The sequence below is a fragment of the Fundicoccus sp. Sow4_F4 genome (genome assembly GCF_052116145.1).
Classification (GTDB): domain Bacteria; phylum Bacillota; class Bacilli; order Lactobacillales; family Aerococcaceae; genus Fundicoccus.
The window spans coordinates 239,519-263,825 of the sequence record NZ_JBQKLQ010000001.1 but is presented as its reverse complement, the minus strand read 5'-3'; the positions used below and the strand labels follow the sequence as shown (position 1 = coordinate 263,825).

At 36.6% G+C, this 24,307-nt stretch carries 19 protein-coding genes; 3 read left to right on the top strand and 16 right to left on the bottom strand.

Annotation, left to right across the window (positions count from 1 at the left end):
• Positions 1–63: 63 nt before the first annotated feature.
• The 3 genes from ACTQ5J_RS01225 to ACTQ5J_RS01215 are packed head-to-tail and all read right to left on the bottom strand — an operon-like array spanning position 64 to position 1,937.
• Positions 64–780: a 5'-methylthioadenosine/adenosylhomocysteine nucleosidase gene (locus ACTQ5J_RS01225; RefSeq protein WP_441750160.1), complete on the bottom strand. Its 717-nt coding sequence runs from the start codon at positions 778–780 to the stop codon at positions 64–66.
• A 22-nt stretch (positions 781–802) separates the two neighbouring features.
• Positions 803–1,336: a hypothetical protein gene (locus tag ACTQ5J_RS01220; protein ID WP_441750159.1), complete on the bottom strand. Its 534-nt coding sequence runs from the start codon at positions 1,334–1,336 to the stop codon at positions 803–805.
• A gap of 28 nt (positions 1,337–1,364) precedes the next feature.
• On the bottom strand, positions 1,365–1,937 hold the full coding sequence (locus ACTQ5J_RS01215; RefSeq protein WP_441750158.1) for an NUDIX hydrolase: 573 nt from the start codon (positions 1,935–1,937) through the stop codon (positions 1,365–1,367).
• Positions 1,938–2,173: 236 nt separating this feature from the next.
• Here ACTQ5J_RS01215 and ACTQ5J_RS01210 point away from each other — a divergent pair, with 236 nt between their 5' ends.
• Complete coding sequence (locus ACTQ5J_RS01210; protein WP_441750157.1) at positions 2,174–3,265, top strand: 5-bromo-4-chloroindolyl phosphate hydrolysis family protein; 1,092 nt, start codon at positions 2,174–2,176, stop codon at positions 3,263–3,265.
• Between the two features lie 15 nt (positions 3,266–3,280).
• Entirely contained in the window at positions 3,281–4,531 is a 1,251-nt protein-coding gene (locus ACTQ5J_RS01205; RefSeq protein WP_441750156.1) for a toxic anion resistance protein, read from the top strand.
• A gap of 102 nt (positions 4,532–4,633) precedes the next feature.
• Here ACTQ5J_RS01205 and ACTQ5J_RS01200 read toward each other — a convergent pair whose 3' ends face one another.
• Together ACTQ5J_RS01200 and ACTQ5J_RS01195 are read right to left on the bottom strand one after the other, a co-directional pair.
• Positions 4,634–5,467 carry an endonuclease/exonuclease/phosphatase family protein gene (locus ACTQ5J_RS01200; RefSeq protein WP_441750155.1) on the bottom strand — a complete coding sequence of 278 codons (834 nt, stop codon included), beginning with the start codon at positions 5,465–5,467 and terminating at the stop codon, positions 4,634–4,636.
• Between the two features lie 71 nt (positions 5,468–5,538).
• A complete protein-coding gene (locus ACTQ5J_RS01195) occupies positions 5,539–7,713 on the bottom strand; it encodes a PTS transporter subunit IIBC (protein WP_441750154.1) in 2,175 nt (724 codons plus the stop codon).
• Between the two features lie 635 nt (positions 7,714–8,348).
• On the opposite strand from ACTQ5J_RS01195, the gene ACTQ5J_RS01190 reads away from it, so the two are divergent.
• A complete protein-coding gene (locus tag ACTQ5J_RS01190) occupies positions 8,349–9,371 on the top strand; it encodes a LacI family DNA-binding transcriptional regulator (RefSeq protein ID WP_441750152.1) in 1,023 nt (340 codons plus the stop codon).
• Between the two features lie 513 nt (positions 9,372–9,884).
• Here the strand turns inward: ACTQ5J_RS01190 and ileS are convergent.
• The 11 genes from ileS to ACTQ5J_RS01135 form a co-directional block, all read right to left on the bottom strand.
• The gene (gene ileS / locus ACTQ5J_RS01185) at positions 9,885–12,677 is read right to left on the bottom strand and encodes an isoleucine--tRNA ligase (protein WP_441750151.1); all 2,793 of its coding nucleotides are present in this window, start codon (positions 12,675–12,677) and stop codon (positions 9,885–9,887) included.
• A 279-nt stretch (positions 12,678–12,956) separates the two neighbouring features.
• Positions 12,957–13,718 carry a DivIVA domain-containing protein gene (locus ACTQ5J_RS01180; RefSeq protein WP_441750149.1) on the bottom strand — a complete coding sequence of 254 codons (762 nt, stop codon included), beginning with the start codon at positions 13,716–13,718 and terminating at the stop codon, positions 12,957–12,959.
• A 59-nt stretch (positions 13,719–13,777) separates the two neighbouring features.
• Positions 13,778–14,560: an RNA-binding protein gene (locus ACTQ5J_RS01175; RefSeq protein WP_441750148.1), complete on the bottom strand. Its 783-nt coding sequence runs from the start codon at positions 14,558–14,560 to the stop codon at positions 13,778–13,780.
• A 24-nt stretch (positions 14,561–14,584) separates the two neighbouring features.
• Positions 14,585–14,851 (bottom strand): YggT family protein, encoded by a 267-nt coding sequence (locus ACTQ5J_RS01170; protein WP_441750147.1) that lies wholly within the window; start codon positions 14,849–14,851, stop codon positions 14,585–14,587.
• Between the two features lie 170 nt (positions 14,852–15,021).
• Positions 15,022–16,311: a cell division protein FtsZ gene (gene ftsZ / locus ACTQ5J_RS01165; RefSeq protein ID WP_441750146.1), complete on the bottom strand. Its 1,290-nt coding sequence runs from the start codon at positions 16,309–16,311 to the stop codon at positions 15,022–15,024.
• Positions 16,312–16,346: 35 nt separating this feature from the next.
• The gene (gene ftsA / locus ACTQ5J_RS01160) at positions 16,347–17,864 is read right to left on the bottom strand and encodes a cell division protein FtsA (protein ID WP_441750145.1); all 1,518 of its coding nucleotides are present in this window, start codon (positions 17,862–17,864) and stop codon (positions 16,347–16,349) included.
• Between the two features lie 147 nt (positions 17,865–18,011).
• Positions 18,012–19,205, bottom strand: coding sequence for a cell division protein FtsQ/DivIB (locus ACTQ5J_RS01155; protein WP_441750144.1), 1,194 nt, complete (start codon positions 19,203–19,205; stop codon positions 18,012–18,014).
• A 44-nt stretch (positions 19,206–19,249) separates the two neighbouring features.
• Positions 19,250–20,371 carry an undecaprenyldiphospho-muramoylpentapeptide beta-N-acetylglucosaminyltransferase gene (murG, locus tag ACTQ5J_RS01150; RefSeq protein ID WP_441750142.1) on the bottom strand — a complete coding sequence of 374 codons (1,122 nt, stop codon included), beginning with the start codon at positions 20,369–20,371 and terminating at the stop codon, positions 19,250–19,252.
• A gap of 18 nt (positions 20,372–20,389) precedes the next feature.
• Positions 20,390–21,778: a UDP-N-acetylmuramoyl-L-alanine--D-glutamate ligase gene (murD, locus tag ACTQ5J_RS01145; RefSeq protein WP_441750141.1), complete on the bottom strand. Its 1,389-nt coding sequence runs from the start codon at positions 21,776–21,778 to the stop codon at positions 20,390–20,392.
• 18 nt (positions 21,779–21,796) lie between these two features.
• Positions 21,797–22,756, bottom strand: a complete 960-nt coding sequence (gene mraY / locus ACTQ5J_RS01140; RefSeq protein WP_441750140.1) for a phospho-N-acetylmuramoyl-pentapeptide-transferase — start codon at positions 22,754–22,756, stop codon at positions 21,797–21,799.
• Positions 22,757–22,798: 42 nt separating this feature from the next.
• Positions 22,799–24,295: a UDP-N-acetylmuramoyl-L-alanyl-D-glutamate--2,6-diaminopimelate ligase gene (locus ACTQ5J_RS01135; RefSeq protein ID WP_441750139.1), complete on the bottom strand. Its 1,497-nt coding sequence runs from the start codon at positions 24,293–24,295 to the stop codon at positions 22,799–22,801.
• Between the last annotated feature and the right edge of the window lie 12 nt (positions 24,296–24,307).

The following is a 24,307-nucleotide window of genomic DNA, read 5'->3' as shown; positions in this document are numbered from 1 at the left end:
GCTTTATTATTTAAGATAATAATAAGATATCAAGTCTTTTTTGTCAACCTTTTTAATCTAATTTTAATCATCTGTGACTTTTATAGTTTCTGGAATGGCCTCAACTAGCTTCGTCACAATTGTTGCGGATACTTTTCCAGCAAATAAAATGAATTGATCAAAGGACATGCTCGCTTCATCATCGGCACGATCAGAAATTGCTCTGATGATTACAAAGGGTACGCCTAAAACATAAGCCGTCTGCGCTATGGCTGCTGATTCCATTTCAGCTGCGCGTACAGTTGGAAATGTTGTAGCAATTGCTTTGATTTTATCACCACTATTAATAAACTGGTCTCCACTGGCGATCTGTCCAATAATAGGTTCCATGTCCATCGTGCGACATACCTCTTGAGCGATTCTCATTAATTGAGTATTCGGGTAATAAACGTTTGGCATCCCTGCCATTTGTCCCGGCTCATAGCCAAAGCCTGTCACATCGACATCATGATGCGTTAAAGAATGTGCGATAACAATGTCGCCTACTTCTAAAACTGGGTCAATTGCTCCTGCCGATCCAGTATTAATCATAACATCCACATCAAATTTTTCTTTTAATAACAAAGCACTGACAGTAGCGTTTACTTTACCTATGCCAGAAAGGACTAAAACAACATCATGTTGACCAAGCTGTCCTTTTGTAAATTCAAAATTATAATGATGGATTGTTTCTTGATTTTTTATTACTTTTTTTAAATAACGAATTTCTTCTTCCATTGCGCCAATAATACCAATTTTCATTTAATGTTTTCTCCTTTTAATATCATACTAAAAATGCAATCAATAAGACGGCAATTAATAAAACACCGACTACGATTAAACCATTAGTTAAAAAACGATCGACCTTTGCACTGTATTTAGCACGACGTACATTGCCTTGCTCATTATCATCTTCATAGACCTCTTGAATAGATTTCACTTCGGCTTCATAAGCTTTTTGGGCTTGTAGATAAGCTTGCCTTGAAGGATACCCTTCTTCTGGTAGCGTCTCATTATTATAGAAAGTATTTGGCGTGTCATAGGACTCAGTCACCTCTTCACGATACTCCTCTAGTTCATTTGCCATCTCATGATAATCATAAGCATATGGGTTTAATTCTCCTTGCGGATATTGATAATTGTCATCTACAGCTTGGTTAAGAGCTTGTGGATCATAAAGCGGACCTTCTATTTGGTCAGGCTCTTGATTACTATCAACATCCAATGATTCACTCGCAGGTCCATGCTTCGACTCGTCGTAAGCTAAATACTCATCGTATTTATGACTCTTTTGATTTTTTTTAGTGCGAAATTTCATAAAACACTTCCCTTTCTACTTTAGTGTCTTAATTATTTAACCAAATCTGTAAGGCATATAGTGTTTTTAAATCTTTAATTTCTCCAACCTTTAACATGGCTTGGATTTCTGAGCGAGAAAATTCATGGACTGTTACATTTTCATCCTCATCTTGAGGTAAGGGGTGATCGACTTTGACTAAATCTGTGGCAGAAAACAAAATAATTTCTTCATTTAAATAGCCTGGAGTGACATAAAAACTTGCTAATCGTTCTATTTGGTTGGCACGATAACCTGTTTCTTCTTCAAGCTCTCTTATTGCACCTACTTCAGCCTCTTCGGTTCCTGTATCTAAATAATCTAGGATCCCCGCAGGTACTTCATAAATTTCTTCAACTATTGCTGGTCGATATTGTTTAACTAATAGTACCTTATCTTCCTTTGTAACTGCTAATATAGCCGCTGCTGGTTGATGATGTAATAATTCTCTCGAGACAATTTGCTGACTATCCAATTTAATTTGGTTCAGATATAACCGTAAAATCGCACCGTCAAAAATCATCTCACTAGATACTAGGCGTGGATCTTGTAAAAAATTGATATCTTTGTTCTCTACTTTCATCTGTTTCCACCTCTGATACTTTCATTATTTTATGTTAACTTCATTTAACATTTAAACACACTCTTATTATAGCTTAATCCATCTTTAGTCTCGATTCTTTTTATGAAATGTCATGATTATTTAAGATAATAGATAGAATTGTCCATAGATAAGCCTCAAGTCCGATAAGTCCAAACAAGACTTATGGTAATCTAATAGTGTAAAGAATTATTAGGAATTTAAAGGAGGAAACAATAATGATTTTTATGGGGTATATAATTTTCTGCTTTTTAATATTTATCATTTTATGTATAAATATTTACAACTTAGTAGCAGGTAAGAATTTATCTTCAGCTGAAAAAACGCAACTCAAGAGCCGTATCGGTGTGTTAATTTTTGTCGGTATTGCGCTGTTAGTTTCTGGTGGGGTCTTTGGACAATTAGCCTTTTTCTCTAGATACACTCTATCTGTGGTCATAAGTATTATCGTTAACACTATTCTATTAACCGTAATCTTTAGCAAATTGGAAGTAAGTTTTAACTTTTCTTGGTTAAAAGCTATTTATTACATTGGTATCTTCTGTGTGTTTATGACATCAATACTGATTACAAATTCGTACTCTATTTATGAAGGTGCCTTTGAGACAAGTGCGGTGGTGGCTAGTTTCGTTCTAGGCTCATCATTCTTCGTTTGGTTATTATGTTTGTTTGCCAGATTGTTCTTGAGTACGCGTAGCAAAGGTTATTCATCAACCACCACTCAAATGAATTTTACTAATAAAGATAAAATTCAACATTACTATAATGAGGGACTAACGGAGACAGAGATTGAGTACTTCCGATCTCAAATGGCTATTGCGCGTGACCAAATCAAATCGGTAGAAACTGGTATTGCAAAAACAGCTAAATTAAGAGCGATTGAAGTGAGATACAATACAATTGAAGTCGCACAAAACTTTTTTAAAGATATTGTTGAAGACCCTACCCGCTTTACTCAAGCGAGTCAATTCTTATACAAGTTCTTACCTTCTTTAGAAGATTTGATCTTAAAGTATAATGAAATTAATGGACACGTTGCGAAGAACAAGCAGACTTATTTAATTTTAGAAAAAAGTGCTCAAACAATTGAACAAATCTGTGAACAAATTACTGATGAATATGTCTTGTTCCACCAAGACACTTACAATGAAATGCAGGATGAAATCAAATTAGCTAATCGTAATTTATCTCGTAAAGCAGCCAGACAACAAATGTCTTCTGAGCAAGAGGATATTGATAACATGACCGATTCTGTTGATGCTATACTAAAGGAAAGCAATGATTGGTTAGCTGATCAAGCAGATGAGTAAATAAAGGAGGATATTATGACTGAAGATAAGAAGCAAACAATCGATATTTTTGACGAATTAGATGCTCAAATGAGTCCGGAGTTTAATGATCTATTATCAAATCCCTTCAACGAAGAATCAACGGACCGTGCAAGTGCCGTTCAAACTGAGTTAGCCGATGCAACTATGATGGCACAAAGAGCTGTGACAACTGAAAAACTGATTGAGCGTTTACCAGAACATCGCAAGAAGCAAGCCCGTGACTTAGCTGGACAAATTGATGAAACAAATATGTCCGCAGTTATAGCGTATGGATCGAATGCTCAGAAAAAATTGAGTGAGTTCTCACATAACATGCTAGCAACTGTGCAAATGAAAGATACCGGCGAAATCGGAGATGTCTTAACAGACTTGATGCAAACATTAGAAACATCAAACCCTAAAGACCTTTCAGCAGAACCTAATGTTTTTAAACGCCTATTTGGTAAAGTGAAAGCATCGATTACTGAAACTCAAATGAAGTATCAGCAAATTGGTAGTCAAATTGATAAAGTTGTCATTCGCTTAGAACGTGAAAAAAACGAGTTATTAAATGACAACATGATGTTAGAACAACTTTATCAGAAAAATAAAGACTATTTTGAAGCCTTGAACATTTATATTGCCGCTGGAGAATTAAAAATGCAAGAAATGCAGGAAGAAGTTATTCCAAAAGCAATAACAAAAGCCCGTGAAAGTAATAGTCAAATGGATGTCCAAGTGGTTAGTGACTTGAATCAATTTTTAGACCGTTTAGACAAACGAACTCATGATTTGCGTTTAACTCGCCAAATGACAATTCAACAAGCACCACAGATTCGAATGATTCAGAATACGAACCAAGCCTTGGCAGAAAAAATCCAAGTCTCCGTTCACACTGCAATTCCTTTATGGGAAAACCAAATTACAATTGCTTTAACTCTATTACGTCAGCAAAATGCTGCTGTCTCACAAAGACAAGTTTCTGAAACTACGAACACCTTGTTAACTAAAAACTCAGAGATGTTGAAACAAAGTGCCATTGATACAGCTCGTGAATCTGAACGCGGTGTTATTGATTTAGTAACTTTACAGAAAACACAAAGTAACTTAATTCAAACGATTGAAGAAACGCTTAAAATTCAACAAGAGGGCCGCCAACAAAGAGCGACTGCTCAATTAGAATTAGAAAGTATGGAAAATCAATTGCGTGATAAGTTATTAGAAATTTCTGATCAACAAAAAGAAATGCATATGAATCAACACTAACAGTAAGCATGCCATCTAAAAGTGGCATGCTTTTTTATAGTCATTCAACATAAATAACCCCTTAAGCCTGAAAAGACCTAAGGGGTTATTGGTTTATTGCGTTTAGATAAATAGTTCGGCTTCTACACCATAATGATCACTTACAATTGGACTTGAAACATTATCAAATATCACTTGATAACGTGCCACACTAAACGGTTTAGAAATCAGGATATAATCAATGCGTAATTTCTGTTGATTCCCTTCCCAACCGTCAATACTCTTTTCTACGGTATAACGGCCAACGACCTCTTCTGCTATCTTGTAAGTATCTAACAAGAAAGGAGCGGTTTCTTGAACGTAGTCATAGCCTTCACCCTTAACATCAGCGGCATTGTTTAAATCTCCCATTAATATGATTGGAGTCTCCTCTTGACTTAGAAAACCTAAGGTTTTGTCCCATTCATAGGAAAACCCTGATGTTCTGGCTGGATTCCACCAAGAATAGTGACCACTCAAGACCCTAACTTCTTTGCCTAGTAATTGAGTCTTAGCAAGCAGAATTTGACGCGTGTGATAATCGGAAAAGTCATCTTCTAATGAAACTAAGAAACTAGCTGGTTCAATTTTATGTTTGGATAAAATAGCTGCTCCTTCCGCATAACGACCATAACCTATATGACTTGCCGTCCAAGTCCAGTAATAATTTATACCATTTTCTTTCAGCTCTTCTACCAACATATATGCAAAGTTGTCCTGGTGAATATCCGATTGATCGGCTAATGGCTGAAAGTAGGCATCCGTTATAGCTGTTTCAGAGTTAAGCAGTTGATTGACCTCTTGTAATGCGATAATTTCATAATCCGCTTCTACTAAGTGCTCAACAAGTTGCTGGCGTTTTTTCTCTGCTTCTTCTTCCATCCAACTGTGAGTATTTAAAGTCATGATTTTCGCCATGTTAGTCCCCTTCCTATTCTGACATAAAAAACCAGGAATAAATTCCTAGTTTTCTACGGTGTTCTATTCGCTTAGTTTTCAACTTGACCAATTAGTGCTTTCGCATCTTTCAATCCAGTTTCAGTTAATTGATAAGATTTAACTGTGTCACTATTTGTGAATACTACAACAATTGTTGTTTCTTTTCCTTCAGCCTTAACAGCTTCTAAATCCATCTTTGCTAATAGGTCCCCCGCTTCAATTGTCTGTCCTTCAGTTACCTGCAAGTTGAACGCATTGTGTTTCATTTCAACTGTGTTCAAGCCCATATGAACTAACACGTCTATTCCTGTATCTGTTTGGAGACTAATCGCATGTTTTGTAGGGAATATTGATAATACTTTACCAGAAACTGGTGAGTACACTTTACCGTCCGTTGGTTCTACAGCAAATCCATCACCCATCATTTTTTCGGCGAATACTGGGTCATTGACTTGATTGATTGGTATAACATAGCCTTTTGCTACACTTAATAGATCAACTTTAGCTGATCCGAAATTTGGCGTTACACCCTTTTCTACAACTAGTGATTCATCATGTGTATCAACTGCTGTGTAAGCTGGAATTTCGACACCTGAATCTAATAAATCTTGAATGTCTGACTTTAACACATCAGCTTTTGGTCCGTAAACTGCTTGGACTCCTTTGTCTCTCACAAGTAAGCCCATTGCACCAAATCTCTTCCATTCTTTCTCCGGCGCAACTGCTGCACTGTCTTTAACAGTTACACGTAAGCGTGTCATACAAGCATCAACATCTACAATATTAGCTTTTCCACCTAGTAAACCAACAATTGACGCAACTTGTTTATCAACTGAACCTGGTTCTGTCGTTGTCGTTTCGCTGCTATCAGATTCATAGTTACCGTTACGTCCTGGCGTTGCAAAGTTAAATTTGCGAATCATAAAGTTAGCTATAAAGTAAGTAAGTACTGCATAAATGATGACAACAATTACAAAGTAAATTAAATCTGCACCCAAACCTGCTTTAAAAGCTAATGGTGTTCGAGTAAGTAATTCAATGTTACCAAAGGAATGAAGACGCAATGGTAGAATATCTGCCATCGCAAATGCTGTCCCTTGAATAATAGCATAGACTACATATAATGGTACTGCCGCAAACATGAACATAAATTCTAATGGTTCAGTAACTCCCGTTAGAAAGACAGCTAATGCTGCCGATAGATACATGGATTTGTAATCTGTACGCTTATCCATATCAACGTTTTTATACATTGCATATCCTAAGCCCATCAAGATACCTGATGCTCCAATCATTTGCCCCACTTTGAAACGAGCAGGTACCCAACCATTTAGTATATATTCGTATTGTGAGACATCAACCTCACGTAGGTTTACTAAGTCAGTTGCCCATGCTAGCCAAAGTGGATCTTGACCAAACACTTGAGTTCCTGCTTGTGCACCTGAAAGAATCGTATATGTTCCACCTAATTGTGTATAGTTAATAGGAATAGTTAACATATGGTGTAAACCAAATGGCAATAACAATCGTTCTAACGTTCCATACAAGAATGGGGCTAATACTGGCGCAGTATCTTGCGATTGAGCAATCCATAAACCAAAATTGTTAATTCCTGCTTGAATATATGGCCAAACCATAACTAAAACGAGTGAGATAAGTGTCGACCATAAGATAACTACGAATGGTACAAAGCGTTTACCATTAAAGAATGATAAAGCTTCAGGTAATTTACGGAAGTTATAGTATTTATTAAATGCCATCGCACCAACGAAACCTGCAATAATCCCTACAAACACGCCCATGTTTAGCGCTGGTGCTTCTAATACGCTCGTAAAGAATCCGTTTATCATAATTTTCGTGCCAAACACAGTATGAGTAAATGCTTCTGGATCATTTAACATATCTCCAGTTACACCAAATACTGAGCCAGTAATTCGATTAATTAACACAAATGCAAGACCAGCAGCGAATGCTCCACCCGCTTTGTCTTTAGCCCAACTTCCCCCAATTGCTAAGGCAAACAATAAATGCAAGTTTCCAATAATTGCCCAACCAATATTCTCAATGACACTTGAAACTGTCACAAGCACTGCTAAGTCTGCATTAATTAGCGGAAGAGTTTTTCCAATACTAATCATAAGTCCTGCTGCTGGCATAACAGCAATAACAACCATTAAAGCTTTCCCGAACTTTTGCCAAAATTCGAAATTAAATATTTTTTTCATATTATTCCTCCTAAAGATTCAGTTAGTAACGCAAGCGGTTTCGATAAATTATATTATAGTCTCTCTCTAACAATTTGTAAACCTTTTTATGACATTTTACACCATGATAATTCTCACTTTATAAGAATATAACCAATCGTTCAATTGTGCAATCGGTTGCGTTGGTATAGTTTGTTTATCCGAAATATTTGTCCTTAAATACATTAATCTTGATAATATTGGTAAATCCCCTATAAAATTAAGAAAGTTTGCGCTCTCAATTTAAGGCCATTGATAAATACAGCATGGCACTTGTCATTATTAATATTTTCCCACATCTTTTTCTAAATATTGAATATTTCTTATAGAAAATATCAGCTGGTAAATTGCAAGAAAAGATCAAATGATTTTTAGGTAATTTTTTAATTTTCTCTTTATCGTGTGTTATTTTTAAACAGATCAAGTGCTATTTTTATCCTTTTCGCTAAACTTGAGTCTAATGAAAATAATAAATTAAAAGGAAATTTTCTCTTAGTCTTTACAATTAAGCTCCTAAGGATAACATCCTCTTAATATCGCTTTTAATAATTTGAACAAGACAAAAGGTTATTCTAGTAGTATGATAAACTATGTCAAATAAGTAGAGGAGGAATAATATGTCCGTTACTGTAAAAGATGTCGCTAAAAAAGCCAACGTTGCTACTTCTACTGTGTCACGAGTGATAAATGATCACCCCAGTATATCACCCGCCACCAAGAAAAAAGTACGCAAAGTCATGGAAGAAATGGGCTATGTGCCTAACAAAAACGCACAAAACTTGGGTAAAGGCGCCTCTAATGCCATTGGGGTAATCCTTCCTCCTTTAGATTCAAAGGAACGATTAGGGAACCCTTTCTACCTTGAAATTATTGAAGCAATCAACGAGGAATCACGCAAGCATGGTCTAGCAACTGCAATTGCTTCTGCTCGAAATTTCGATAGTTTACTTCATAACGTCCAACAAATGCATAGGCAAAGACAGGTTGATGGATTTATCTTATTATATTCGGATCGTTCTGATCCAATTATTGAGTTTTTAACGACTCATAAAATTAAGTTTACTTTGGTTGGTCAACCTTACCGATATGAAGATGAAATTTCTTATGTTGATAATGACAATCAGCTATTAGGCAAACACGCTACAGAATTTCTAATAAAGAATGGGCATAAACGTATTCTATTTGTAACCAATACAACGGATGAAATTATATATTTCGAGCGATACTTCGGTTATCAAAAAGCTTTAATGTTGGCTGGTTATGATACTTTTCCAGCGATAAAACTTCATGGCCCAGATGATTATATGCACTTTGGTGAAAGTTTAACCGAAACAAAAGCTACAGCAGTCGTCGTAATCGATGATATCTTTGCCTTGCGAGTCTTACAGCTAGCTCAATTACATCATTATAAAGTTCCGGATGATTTGTCTTTAATTAGCTTTAACAATTCGATTTTCGCTACACTTATGCACCCTTATCTGACGAGTATTGATATTACAATCCAAGAACTAGGTCGACGCGGGACTCAAACACTCATCGATCAGCTAAACAATAAAAATGAGTTAACTACTGGCGTTCGAATCGTTATCCCTCATGAATTGATCGAACGCGAAACAGTACGAAAATTAATTAACAATTGAGATACCGCTTGTTAATATAAGGATTAACAATTCTTTCTTGTCTTTTTAGTTTACTAACATACTAATAAATGCAAGTTACCATTACTATTTAGCTCTGTTCCCAACAGTAGGTATCTCATATTACATTTAAGCAACCAGCATGGATTTTCCTTAATGGCTGTTTTTTACTATGATTAGCTAAGCTTGAAAGACTTGATGAATTGAATATATGCAGTGCATCTTTATGATTTAATTCCTATGACTGCTATGGGAGATAAACTTAGTTTAACGTATCGACTCTAAGGATGAGTTCATGTGTTAAAACTAATAAATAGGTTTATAAGCTAGCCGTTTGAAGCGAATTTCGCTCTATACTTCGACGAACTTGCAAACACTTGGCATCATAAACTTAGCAAATTTTATACTAAAAAAAGCACCAGAGAATCGCCTTAGCGACTTTCTGGTGCTTTTAAGATATTCATTGAGTCTTTAGAGTTTCTTTGAAATCATTTGATACGACTCAAACTTGACATATTAAGCTTCGTTTTGTTCAAAGTATTCTGGGAAATTGTCCATCACAATATTATAACATCTTGAACATAATTCTGGTGCGTTCTCGATTGTTCCAACTTCGACTTTTACAGCTCGACAACGATCGCAAACATGTCCAGGCGCTGGTTGAACTAAAACAGCTACTTCATCAACTACTAAAGCATTCTCTGGTTTTTCAGATGTCGCTTCCATTTCAAATTTCGAAACGATTAATAATTGATTTAAATGATCAGATAAGCTAGTCAATTCTGCTTGAACTGCTTCTGAAGCATATAATGTAACACTAGCTTCAAATGATTTTTTAATTGGCTGTGTGTCATTATTTTTTGCTTCTTCTAAAGCCTTATTGACAGCATCTCTCACGTCGAAGAAAGTACTCCATTTTGCTAGTGTTTCGACATCTTCAGGTGTGTCTGTCGCTTTAGGCATGTCAACTAGTTGCACATAAGCTTCAACTCCAGGCAATACATGCCAAGCTTCTTCCATAGTATGCAATAAAATTGGTGTTAACAATGGAATTAAATCACGTAGAATTGTATAAATTACAGTTTGCATTGCACGTCTTTCGTAAGATTCTTTTGCTTCAATGTATAGAACATCTTTAGCAAAATCTAAGTAGAAAGCTGATAGGTCAACCGTAATAAAGTTAATTACTTTTTTATAAACAGTTGAGTAGTCAAAAGCTTCATACGCTGCCAGAATATCTTTTGTTAGAATTCTGAATTTAGCTAACATATATTGATCAACTGGACGTAAATCACTTTCAGAAATTAACCCTGTACTTGGATCAATATCTGAGACATTTGAAAGCATGAAACGAATTGTATTTCGGATTTTACGGTATGATTCGGAAACTTGTTTCAGAATATCTTTGGATACTCTCACATCATTTTCGTAGTCGACACTAGACACCCATAAACGAATGATATCCGCTCCTAAATCTTCCATAATTTCCTCTGGAAGAATAACGTTCCCTACAGATTTACTCATCTTCTGACCTTTTCCATCCATTACAAAACCTTGTGATAAGACACCTTTGTATGGTGGTACGCCATTTACAGCAATTGATGTAGTAAAACTTGAGTTGAACCATCCACGGTATTGGTCTGATCCTTCAAGATATAAATCAGCTGGGAAAGATAAGTCGTCGCGTTGTTTCAATACACCTGCGTGAGATGTTCCAGAGTCGAACCATACATCCATAATGTCATTTTCTTTTGTAAATTCGCCGTTCGGACTTCCTGGATGAGTATAACCCTCAGGTAATAAATCTTTAGCTTCACGTTCAAACCATACATTTGAACCATGCGTTTCAAATAGATCTGCTACATAATCAATTGTTTCGCTTGAGAGGATTGGTTCACCATTTTCAGCATAGAAAATTGGTAGTGGAACGCCCCATACTCTTTGACGTGAGATAACCCAGTCACCACGATCACGAATCATATTAAAGATACGTCTCTCGCCAGATGGATGGTACCAAGTCACCTCATTTTCAACTGACTCTAACAACTCTTTACGGAATTTATCTATTGAAGCAAACCATTGGGGAGTTGCACGATAAATAACAGGCTGTTTGGTTCTCCAGTCGTGAGGGTAACTATGTTTAATTTTATCTTGAGCTAATAAATGTCCACTCTCAGTTAATTTTTCAATAATGACTTTATTACCCTTTAAGTAGAACATCCCTTCAAGTTCTGGCGCTTGTGCTGTAAAGTGACCACGGTTATCGATTGGTGACAAGATTTCTAATCCATAATCTAAACCGATTAAATAGTCATCTTCACCGTGTCCTGGTGCTGTATGAACTAAACCAGTACCTGTTTCCATCGTTACGTGATCACCTACCATTAATAACGATTCACGCTCATAGAATGGATGCTGTGCCGTTAACCGATCGAACTGTTCTCCTTGATACTCTTTAACCACTTCATAGTTTTCCCATTCAACTTCTTTCGCCACATGCGATAATAAGTCCTCTGCCACGATAAAATGACGGTCGTTAACTAATACTTCAACATACTTAGCATTTGGATCGACTGAAATCCCTAAATTAGCAGCTAATGTCCAAGGAGTTGTTGTCCAGATTACGAATTCTACATTATCCGCCACAACATCTTTACCGTTCTTTACTTTAAATGCGACGTAAACCGATGGCGACGTAATATCATGGTATTCAACCTCGGCTTCAGCTAAAGATGATTCACTTGATGGTGACCAATAAATTGGTTTTAACCCTTTATAAATAAAGCCTTTTTCGGCCATTTGACCAAACACTCTAATTTGGGCCGCTTCATATTCTGGACTTAATGTTAAATAGGGATTATCCCATTCACCAGTAACTCCTAAACGTTTGAATGATTTCTTTTGGCCTTCTACTTGACGTAGTGCGTATTCTTCACACATACGTCGAAAATCAGCTACTGAGAATTGCTTGCGATCAACGCCTTCGTTTTTAGTTAAAGCTGATTCAATTGGTAATCCATGTGTATCCCAACCCGGAACATAAGGTGCACGGAAACCAGACATAGATTTATAACGAACAATAAAGTCCTTGGTAACTTTATTTAAAGCGTGTCCCATGTGTAACGCTCCATTGGCATATGGAGGACCATCATGGAGAATATACGTCGGACGCCCCATATTTTTTTCTTGAATTTGCTTGTATAAACCAGCTTCATCCCACTCTACTTGCATGGCGGCTTCTTTAGTCGGTAAATTCGCTCTCATAGCGAAATTTGTTTGACCTAAATTTAATGTTTCTTTCAGTTTCATTTTTTTCCCCTATTCTTCATTAAAACTTTAATTAATTAAAAATAATAAAATACAATAAAAAACGCCCCTCATAATGAAGGGACGTCAGAACGTGGTACCACCCAGCTTATGATTTATTGAAATAAATCATCACTCTTTCATGATAACGCTCTTTAAGCGGCTACAACTACTTTAGTTCATTGTGCATGTATACAGAGGATCTTAATTTAATTAGTGACTGTCAAGCTTACACCGACCTTGACTCGCTTTGAATATAATTAAATCAATATGTTCTGTACCTTATTTCGGTAAATCGATGCGGATAGTCTGTCCTAAGACACTCTCCATTGGAGTTTCAGGCGCTTTTTCGACTTGGATATCTTCTTCTGCTTCTTCCTCTAATACACTCGTTTGTGTGTGTTGAGTTAAGTGTTCTAACTCCTCTTGGCTTAAAGGAAGGGAATCTTTGAATTCTAACGTATCCTGTAAATTGACATCTTCTTGAACTGAAGGTTCTTCTTCAGTTTCAAGAACTTCTTCTGTTGAAATGTCTTGATCTTTTTCAATCGCTTTAGGATAAACAAACGAATCCGCAAATTCACTATCAAATAACTCGACAAACTCTTTATCTTGGATCATCGATAGATGAGATTCGATGATTTGTGTTAAACGTTGACGGTAAATACCACTATTACGTTTTAATTCTTCATTCTCATTATAAATACGTTTAGCTTGCTCCGATGCTTCGTTGATCACACGATCCGCTTCTCTTTCAGCTTCGAATAGAATCAATTCGGCTTCTTTACGTGCGTTCTGTTTTAATCGCTCAGCCGCGTCTTGTGCAACCATTATTGAGCTATTTAAAGAGTCTTGCAGTTGAGCAAAGTACTCCAGTTTTTCTTCAGAATCAGCTAACTTTCGTTTGAAAATTTCATTTTCATCTAAAGCTTTCTCATAATCGACACGGACTACGTCAAGAAAATCATTTACTTGATCAATATCATAACCCCTGAATTTAGATTCAAATTCTTTACTAAGGATTTCATTTGGTGTTAAGCCCACAATTACACGTCCTTCCATTTATCTTTGTTGCGATAATTTTCGTTAATTCAAAATGCTTATTACACTTTTAACACATTAATAGTCAAACGATAGTTATCCTTCTTTGTCGTTCCATCAATAGTGTCTATCCAGAATCGACCTGATCTACGAAGTGATACAATATCATTCTCACCTATTGTCACGTCACTACGATCCATCTCCATAAAGTTAACCTTTACCATGCCTGAAGAAACTGAATCTTTCGCACGCTGTCTTGAGAAATTATAGACTTTTGCAAGCAGAGTGTCAAGTCGAAGTGAACTTGCTATGATTGTTTTAGTTTCCCAACTTTCACTAGATTCTAGTAAATTTTCAAAAGCAATATCTTCTAACCTCACGCCAACGTTACCAATTTTTGTTACATGCAGTTTGAAATACTCTTTAACATTATAATCAACTATTGCATGCCAGTTTTCACCATCAGTAATGATATCGCCAATTCTTTCTCGGTCAATTCCAGTAGATATTAATGTACCTAAAATTTTACCGTGACTAATATTAGCAAACTTTACTGGAAAAATAATGTTTAACGCAGCAGCTTCAAAGTCTTCATTTTGAGGTTCATAATAAGCTGGATAGAGTAAGGCTCTTTTTCTTTCTGCCCCTTCATAACCACCAAACATTTTTAGTAAGATTGTATCGCTGTTACCAATTAATCGCGTGACAATCATCGCTTCACGTGGTGTAAGGAAGACACTCAGATAAGGTGCATAACGATTTTCAACTTGTTGCATCCAACCAAACACCTGGTCTATAAATGTTTGTTCTTCTTTTCGATAATGTTGATACACTTCTTCATTCATTGTATAACCTCCTAAACCCTTTGTTTAGAATAGTCTAATCAATAACCCTAGCAACCCATTACGTATCAATTGCAACACAAAAATAGCAATCATGACATTGATGCTAATGCCACCAACTGGTGGTATGTATCGATCAAAAAAGTCTAGATAGGGTCTGCTTAATTTTATAACAATTTTACCTAACTGGCTTTCATAACCACCTGGTAACCAAGATAATAACGCATAAATAACTAGCAACATACTATACAAGCTAAAAAAAGATTTAACTAAATTAAATAATAAAATACCCATTTGTCACTCCAATCTAATAAGTGCATGTCTTCATATCTTTTCTAAATCTAATCATTATTTTAACAATAACTGTACTCTACTATTTTACTACAAATATTGAAAAAGAGGAAACCGAAAATGGTCTCCTCCCAATTGTTAATTATACTTAACTTAGATGACATCGTTAAGGACTAGTTACGGTTTCTTTTACGGAAAAAAGGTGGTGTATCTAATTCGTCATTTTCACTTGAACCTTCTGTTTGACGATTCGGAACTTCGCTTGATGGTCTCTGGAACGTACGTTGTGGTTTTTCACTATCTACATTTGCCACATCACGTTGGTTGTCTTCACGTTTAATGTCCCAATTGCTGAACAAATCGCGTTCTGGTTCACGAACTTGTCTTTGTGAAGTCTCTTGTGTAGGTTCTGTTTGAACTGGATTAGATTTCACTACCGATTCATTTGTGTGATTAAAATTAGAGCGTGGCTGACGAGGTGCAGCCTTTGCTTTTTCATTTTTTTCTGTTGAAATTCCTGTCGCAATCACTGTAACATGAACTTCATCTCCTAAGGCTTCATTGATAGAAGTTCCTAATAGAATGTTTACGTCACTGCTTGATGCTGCTGCAATCACTTCACTTGCATCTTGAGCTTCGTATAAGCTTAAGTCTGCTCCACCCGTAATATTCAAGATAATTTGTTCTGCGCCGTCAATCGACACTTCTAATAATGGTGAAGAAATCGCTTTTTTAGTTGCTTCTGCTGTACGGTTTTCACCAGATGCAGTACCAATACCCATTAATGCTGTACCTTGGTCTTTCATAACTGTTTTAACGTCAGCAAAGTCCAAGTTTACGTAACCTGGAGATGTAATTAAATCAGAGATACCTTGAACGCCTTGACGTAATACATTGTCTGCTTCGCTGAAAGCTTCAAGCATTGGTGTCTTACGATCAACAATTTCTAATAAACGGTTATTTGCGATTGTTACTAAAGTATCAACATTTTCTTTTAACTTTTGTAACCCTTCAGCTGCATAGCGTCCGCGTTTTGGTCCTTCAAAAGTAAAGGGTCTAGTGACAACACCAATTGTCAAAGCGCCTAACTCTTTAGCAATTCTAGCTACTACTGGTGCAGCACCTGTACCGGTACCTCCACCCATCCCCGCGGTAATGAAAATTAAATCAGCACCTTCTAAAGCTTGTCTGATTTGCTCTTCACTTTCTTCTGCAGCTTTCTCACCAATTTCTGGTAATGATCCTGCTCCTAAACCTTTAGTAACTTTAGGTCCTAATTGAATTTTCACTTCTGCGTTGGAACCATTTAACGCTTGTGTGTCTGTGTTAGCTGAAATGAATTCAACACCTTGCACATCTTCTGTGATCATGCGATTTACGGCGTTCCCACCGGCTCCGCCGACTCCAATAACTTTAATTACTGCACCTTCTGTATTGGTTGTTGAATCAAATGATAATTCCATTATGTGAATTCCTCCTGTGTTTTGTTAGGTCGTTATTAACCAAAAAATGTAGCGAAAAATGATCGTATTTTGCCAATAAGACTATTTGGATTTGGCTCGTCTTCTTGGTAAGAAACAGTTTGTTCTGTTTCTTGAGTACGATCCGCTTGATAATCCTCATAATACATTGATTCATCAAGATTAGCTGATTGATTTGTTTGTTTAAAAGAATCATATTCATAATCTTGTGCGCGAGCTTTTCTGTCGGAGTATCCTTGAGAGACCTCTCGAGATGCGCTTGCTTTAGAATCTTTGTTTGAATATTGTGGATTAGATGTTTGAGTTCCAGGTCTTGGTTGAACATTCTGTCTTTCTCTAGAAAAATCTGGAGAAGCTTGTGTGGATGGGCTGATGCTTGCATAAGTTCCTTGAGCGATACGATGAATATCATCTAGCCCAGCAACATAATCAATCATTCCCATACTTGTTGTATAAATAGGATTTCTCATACCCATTTGAGTTGGAATATAAATTCGAACTTGTTCTCCAAAATACTGTTGAGCTAACTCAAGTACACCCGGTAATGAAGCTGCTCCACCAGTGAGTACAAAACCACCCGGTAAATCTAATGCATCTACTGCTGTTAAATCTTCATGAATCGTCTCAAATATTTGAACAAGACGCGCTTCAATGATTTCAGATAAGTATTTTTCATCTACTCGAACAGGTTCTTTCTGCCCCACAGTTTCAACAGGGAAATATTCTTCTGAAGAAGTTTGACTAGATACTGCATATCCGTACTCTCGTTTAATTCTTTCTGCTGAGTCTAACGATGTATTCAAGATAACTGAAATATCTTTACTTACGAAATCTCCGCCCTCTTGATCTACAAACGAATATTTTAATTGGTCATCGTACATGATTGAAGCACTCGTTTGGCCTCCGCCCATGTCAATAATTACCGTACCAAATTCTCGTTCGTCTTGAGAAAGTGCCACAGTTGCGATTGCTTGTGGTTGAAGTACTAATTCATTTATTTTTAAACCTGCTTTTTCGACACAGCGTTTAATGTTATGAATAATCGTGCGTGGACCTGTTAGTAAACTTGCGTACAATTCAAGTCTCACACCAATCATACCTCTTGGATCACGAATTCCTGTAAATCCATCAACTATAAACTCTTCAGGTATAATACTGATGACTTCACGCTCTGGTGGAACAGAACGTACTTTTGCTGCAGAAATAACATTATCTACATCTTTCGATGTAATTTCTCTGTTTTCACTCGCTACAGCAATCATGCCATGACAGGATTCTATGGCTAATTTATTACTTGGTATTCCTACCACCACTTCATTTATCTTAACCCCTGCCTTACGTTCGGCTTGAGAGATAGCTTGTTGAATTGAATAAACTGTTTCATCAATATCTACAATTACGCCGCGGCTTAATCCACGTGATTTTTCATTTCCAACGCCAATAATATTGACGTTTCCGTTTATGTATTCCGCTACAACGACTTTAATGGAAGTTGTCCCGATATCTAAACTCACAAAAATTTCTTGGTTTCTCATTCAGGTTTTAACCCCCTTCTTGATTTGTTAATTGAATAAGGAGCATTTAATAATTTCTACTTATGTCTCAAATAATATAGTAGCACAAACTTGATTTTAAAAGAAGAAAAATCATAGTTCTTTATCAATTAGTAACATATGTTTATCTTAATTAGTGCCAAGGTTCACACTATTAGCATTTTCGCTATCTGGTGTAAAGTAAGCTCCAACTTCAAGATTTATTGTACCAATTTGACCATCAATTTGTTGGACCATTTCAGGGTAAAAGTTGACTTTTTGAGCAAATGTTGAAATTATTGCACGCACCTTATTCCCGTCTTTCATTTCTACATGAATGCCATTTGGTTTTTGAGGATCATTCATTAATTGAATAGTATCAATCTTTGTCAAAACTGCCTGTTCTACCTGTCTTAGAATCGTGGTCAATTCGATTAATTTTCCTTTTTGAGAAAATCCAGACAAAGTTGGCAAGTTATTGAGCGCTTCATCTGTAATCGTTGAAATCGTTATTTGGTCATCTAGCATTTCACCATTAGTCAGAATAGGGACATAGTGACCGTTTATTTCTACTTTCGCAACCACTTGATGTTCCGTTACCTTCATTTGCAATTGCATCCAATTATCGCGTGTGAAGACAATACTCTCAATAATAGGATTCTCTTCGATTATTTTAGCTTCAATTGCTTGTCTTTGGCTGATAACATCATCAACTGCATCCGTGTCTCTAATACGAGAGGAAAGCTCTATCGCTTCGCTTTCGACATAGTTATTTCCGGTGACAACAACTTGGTTCACTTTGTTAAATGGCAATAATTGCCAGCCAGCGATTAACATCAACAAATAAATGAAAAAGAATATCGATGATAATTTAATTAAGCCTCTAGGCAACTTTTGAATACTTGTATTATTGCCTGCAGGATTAATAATTGTTTGTAGTTTTTGATTAAGTTTTTCCCAGTTCGATCGAGTATCCAGACGATGATTCCCTTCAAATGTTGGTTCTCTAAACACTCGCTCTGCATTTAAAGTTGAATTTTTCTGATAAGCTTCATTGTGATCTGTTGAGGTTTGCCGATAATCAGCTAGATCATAAACATTTTCGCGGTAAGGTGTCGCTATTTCTTCGGCTTCAGCCATTTGGTTAAAATAATCCAAATCCTCTAAAGGAGCGGATGATTGAACAGGGATACTTGCTTGAGGCAACATCGGATTTCCTTCCTGATCAATGCGATAATTCCCCATCGGTACAGTCGTTGGTTGGTCACTTCTTTCACTTAATGTCTTCCTTTGACGTTGATAATTCTTTTGAAGATCCTCTGCGCCTATTCGGTAGTTTGCCATGTTGTCACCTCCTTCACTATTGAAATATGACTCCAGTCAACTCTTTATGAGATAAGCGTTTCAATTTCTTTAATGAGACGATCTGACGCATCTATAATGCCTAATTCAAGGGCAGCTTGTTTCATTGACGCTAATTGATTGGGGTTTTTAATGATTTCGTCGACAAAGTTAAATAAACTGTCACCAGTTAAATCTGCTTGTTTGATCATTTTAGCTGCACCATTATTGACTAATGATAAAGCGTTAGCCTCTTGATGATTATTTGTCACAAAAGGACTTGGTATTAATATACTTGGTAAGCCTAATGCTGTCAATTCAGTTAGAGTGGTTGCTCCACTTCTACAGATAACTAAATCAATTGCTTGGAAAACGGCCGGCATATTGTCTATATAAGGGACAACTTTTATGTTATTAGGAAGTGTTAGCTTCTTATCGGCTAATGTCTTTAAAAAATCCTCATAATGAATCGTACCAGTTGCGATAATGACTTGATAATTTTTATCCGACCAGTTGTCAATTGCAGTAAATGCGGCCTCGTTAATTGCAGGTGCCCCTCGACTCCCTCCAAATACTAGGACTGTTGATAAACTGGGACTTAAGCCAAATTGATTTTTTAAAATAGTAGCATCCATTTTCGATTGGATCACTTCTTGACCTCTTGGGTTACCTGTATAACGTATTTTATCGGCATATTTAGTGAAGTCTTTCTCAACTTCTGGAAAACATGTTGCAATTATATCAACTGATCTACTCAAGAATTTATTCGTGATTCCAGCGACACTATTTTGCTCGTGAATCATCGATGGAATCTTCATTGAAGCAGCTGCATATAAAACTGGTGCACAAACATAGCCTCCCGTCCCAATGACGACATCAGGTTTAAATTCTGCTAATAATTTTTTGGCTTTTTTAGTGCTTGTCATCATCAACCATACGGCTTTAATATTTTCAGGAGATAAGCTTCTCTTTAACCCTTGGATATCAATACTTTTAAAGGCTAAGCCCGCTTTTGGTACGATTGATGCTTCTAACCCTTTTTCAGTACCGATATACAGACACTCAACATTCGGATACTTTGCTTGGATTTCGCGATATAATGCCAGAGCTGGATAAATGTGCCCACCAGTTCCACCACCAGAAAGAACAATTCGCTTGATTTCTTTCAATTGCTTTCACTCCTTAATTTAATCTTGGTATGGCTCTTCTTTTATTAAGTTTTGAATCACATCCACAAATAATTGACCACGAACCTCATAGGTTTTAAATTGATCCCAACTAGCACAACTAGGTGATAATAGCACTGTGTCACCTTTTTTTGCCGCTTTGTATGCTGCTTCTGTTGCTTCCGTTAGATTTTCTTTGATATTAATTTGCGCTGTTTCAGCTTCCAAAAATGCTTTTGCCATTTTTTCTTTAGTCTCTCCATAAAGGAAAGCCGCTTTTACATGACTCAAGTAAGGGATTAATTCATCAAATTCATTCCCACGATCCAAGCCACCACCAATATAAACAATTGGTGTATTAAAGCTTTTTAAAGCTGTAATAGTTGCTGTCATATTCGTTGCTTTAGAATCGTTATAAAAATGACGTTCTTTAAATTGGCCAATTGGTTGAATTCTGTGCGCGACACCGTTAAAACGATGTAAAGCCTCTTGAATATTAGAATTCGAAATGCCTTTTAATTTCGCAACCGCTAAAGCGGCTAGAACATTCTCTACATTATGAGATCCCGGTATCTGGATGTCTGTTAGGGATGCAACAGCTTCACCTTTAAAGCATAACGTCTCGTCTTCCAGATAAGCACCTTCTGTTCTTACGAAGTCATCGACTGCGTTAACAGAAAACGGTACTTTCTGGGCGATATTATCTTCCAACCACTCTCTGAGTTCATGTTGATCATAATTATATACAACAGACTCATTTGCCGATACATTGGAAACTAAATTTAGTTTCGCCTTTATATAAGCGTCTCGAGTACCATGGTAATCTAAATGTGCTTCGTAAACATTGCAAATCACTGCAATATTGGGGCATAATTTCTCTGTTCCCATCAACTGAAAACTAGATAGTTCAATAATCATATCATCTTCAGCTTTAGCTAGTTTGGCGACTTCTAAACTAGGAACACCAATATTGCCGGCCAAATAAGCTTGGCCCTCTTTTCGATAGGATAAAAACTGATGAATTAAACTTGTTGTCGTTGTTTTACCGTTACTACCTGTCACACCAATAAGAGCAGCTTCACTGATCCAAGAGGCTAATTCTACATCCGTATAAATTGGCAGTTTCAATTCTATTGCTCTTTTTATGATTGGGATTGAGTAAGGTATTCCAGGGTTTTTCACAATATAATCAAAAGACTCTTCTAATAATTCTACAGGGTGTCCACCTGTGACAACTTTGGCACCTTGCGATAAAAGTAAATTAACCGACGGGTCTTGGCTAAGATCCCCTCGGTCATTGATAGTAATACTTGCACCTTGTTCTAATAAAAATTCTGCAACGCTTTTGCCAGTCATTGCATAGCCAATTATTAGAACTTTGTGCTTGTTAAATTCAATATTCTTTAGCATAATTTATTCCTCTTCTAATTAAAGTAAGCCAGCTAAAGTAAAGTATGATAAGGCCGCGATAATCCCTACAGCCCAGAAAACAAATACAACTTTAGTTTCTGACCATCCGCTCATTTCAAAGTGGTGATGTACTGGACTCATCTTGAATACTCGTTTTTTCGTTCGCTTAAACACAGCCACTTGAATGATGACACTTGCTGTCTCCAAAACAAACACTAAGCCGATAATTACTAAACTCCAAGGGTGGTTTAGTGCTAATGAGATGACGGCTAACCCTGCTCCTAGAGCTAAAGATCCAACATCGCCCATGAATATTTTTGCAGGCTTCTTATTATAGAATAAAAAGCCTAATAATGCACCAATTACTACTAAACAAACGAGAGCTATTGACTCTTGACCGGTTTGCATCGCTAAGTAAAAATAAGCACCATAAGCAATAATATTCAAGCCGCCGGCTAATCCATCTAAACCATCGGAAATATTTACTGCATTTGAAAAACCAGTAATCCAGAAGACACTAAATAGTGTGACGATTAAAGGATTTATCACGGTCATTGAAAGAAATGGAAGTGAGAATTTGGCGCCTAGTAGATAGCCTAAGCCGATAATCAATACTGAAAAAATCAATTGCGCAATAAATTTTTGTTTAGAAGTTAAACCTTCGTTTTGCTTTTTAAAAATACTAATGAAATCGTCCATAAAACCAATCCCACCGAAAAATAAAAAGGTTAATAAAATCATCCAAACACTTGAATCCAACATATTGAGTAACCAAGCTGAAACTAACAAAGTAACTAAAATCGAAATGACGAAAACCGTCCCACCCATTGTTGGTGTTCCTGTTTTAGCTTCATGCCACAAAGGCCCTTCCTCACGAGTCGTCTGACCTATTTTTTTATAATTAAAATAGCCAATAAAAAATGGCATAATGGTAACAGTAAGTGCGAAACTTACTGAAAAAGGTATTAAAAGTTCCATAAATGTTCTCCTTGTCAATTATCTAATTAAGCTATCTTGGGTTTATTTTGTTAACTGTTTTTTTAACGTGTTGCGTACGACAGCGACCTCATCGTAAGGGATATACTCATCTTTAATAATTTGATACGCTTCTCCACCTTTACCAGCGAATAAAATAATATCATCCGTTCCAGCATGTGTAATAGCATATTCAATTGCTTCCTCACGCTTTTCAATCACAACATATGGTTTTTCAGTATGTTGTTGGACAAGCTCACTCACGATTTTGTCCACACCTTCAAATCGTGGATTATCAGCAGTGAACACTATCTCATCTGCATACTTAAATAATAAATCGCCTAGTTCAGGACGCGCACCACTATCGCGGTTTCCACCACTGTGTCCAGTTAAGGCAATTAATTTTCTAGTTTTACGGCTCGATAGTTCTTGTAACACTCGCTCCAACGCATCGGAGGTATGAGCAAAATCAACAATGGCTGTAAAATCTTGTCCTTCATCGATTGACTGCATTCTGCCTGTCACGCCACGGAATTCACTAGTTGCTATTAAAACATCCTCAACAGGAAAACCATAATAAATGGTCATTGTTAGAAATGCAGCTAAATAATTTGAGATGTTGTATTCACCTAGCATCGGTAATTTAACAGTATGGGCTTTGCCTGCATAATGTAGCACAAAAGTCGTTGTGCCACGTTGGCTTTCGATATCACTTACATAAGCAGTGGCTTTAGTATCCGACAAACTATAAGTAACAATATCAGCGGCTGTAGCAGCTATCATGACTTCATGATAAGGATCCTCTAAGTTAATAATCGCGATCCTTGGTTTACCTGAATGAAACTGTTGCCCCATTTGAGCGAACAGTAAGCTTTTAGCATAGGCATAGTGTTCCATTGTTTTATGAAAGTCTAAATGCTCACGAGTTAAATTAGTGAATATGGCACAGTCAACATCACTATACCAAATACGACCTAATGACAAGGCGTGTGAAGATGCTTCGATAATTGCATCCTTGCAGCCAGCTGAAAGCATTTCAGCATATAAACTTTGAAGTTCCAGAGCATTGGGTGTTGTATTTACCGCAGGATAATACGTTTGATCAACTTTATAATGAATCGTGCCTACTAAGCCAGTCTTACGTCCAAGCGCCATTAATAAATCACTAATCATGGTGCTTGTTGTAGTCTTACCATTCGTTCCTGTGACAGCCACTAAATTCAATTGTTGAGATGGCATATTATAAAATTTATTCGCTAGTATAGCTTGCGCTCGATAAGTAGAGGTTACTTTAACAATCATTGCATCCATTTCTTGCCAATTGTCTGGAATATCTTCGACAATCAGTAATTTAGCACCTTCTTTAACGACGGATGCTAATGCTTGATGTCCATCAAACTGTTCACCTTTAATTGCAATAAAACAACTATTCTCTTTAACTTTACGTGTGTCATTGACAATGGATGATAACTCAAGAGTTGAATAATCCTTACCCAACACTTGAGTGTCAGATAAGACACTCACTAATTCTTTTACTTCCATTGTTCGCCTTCT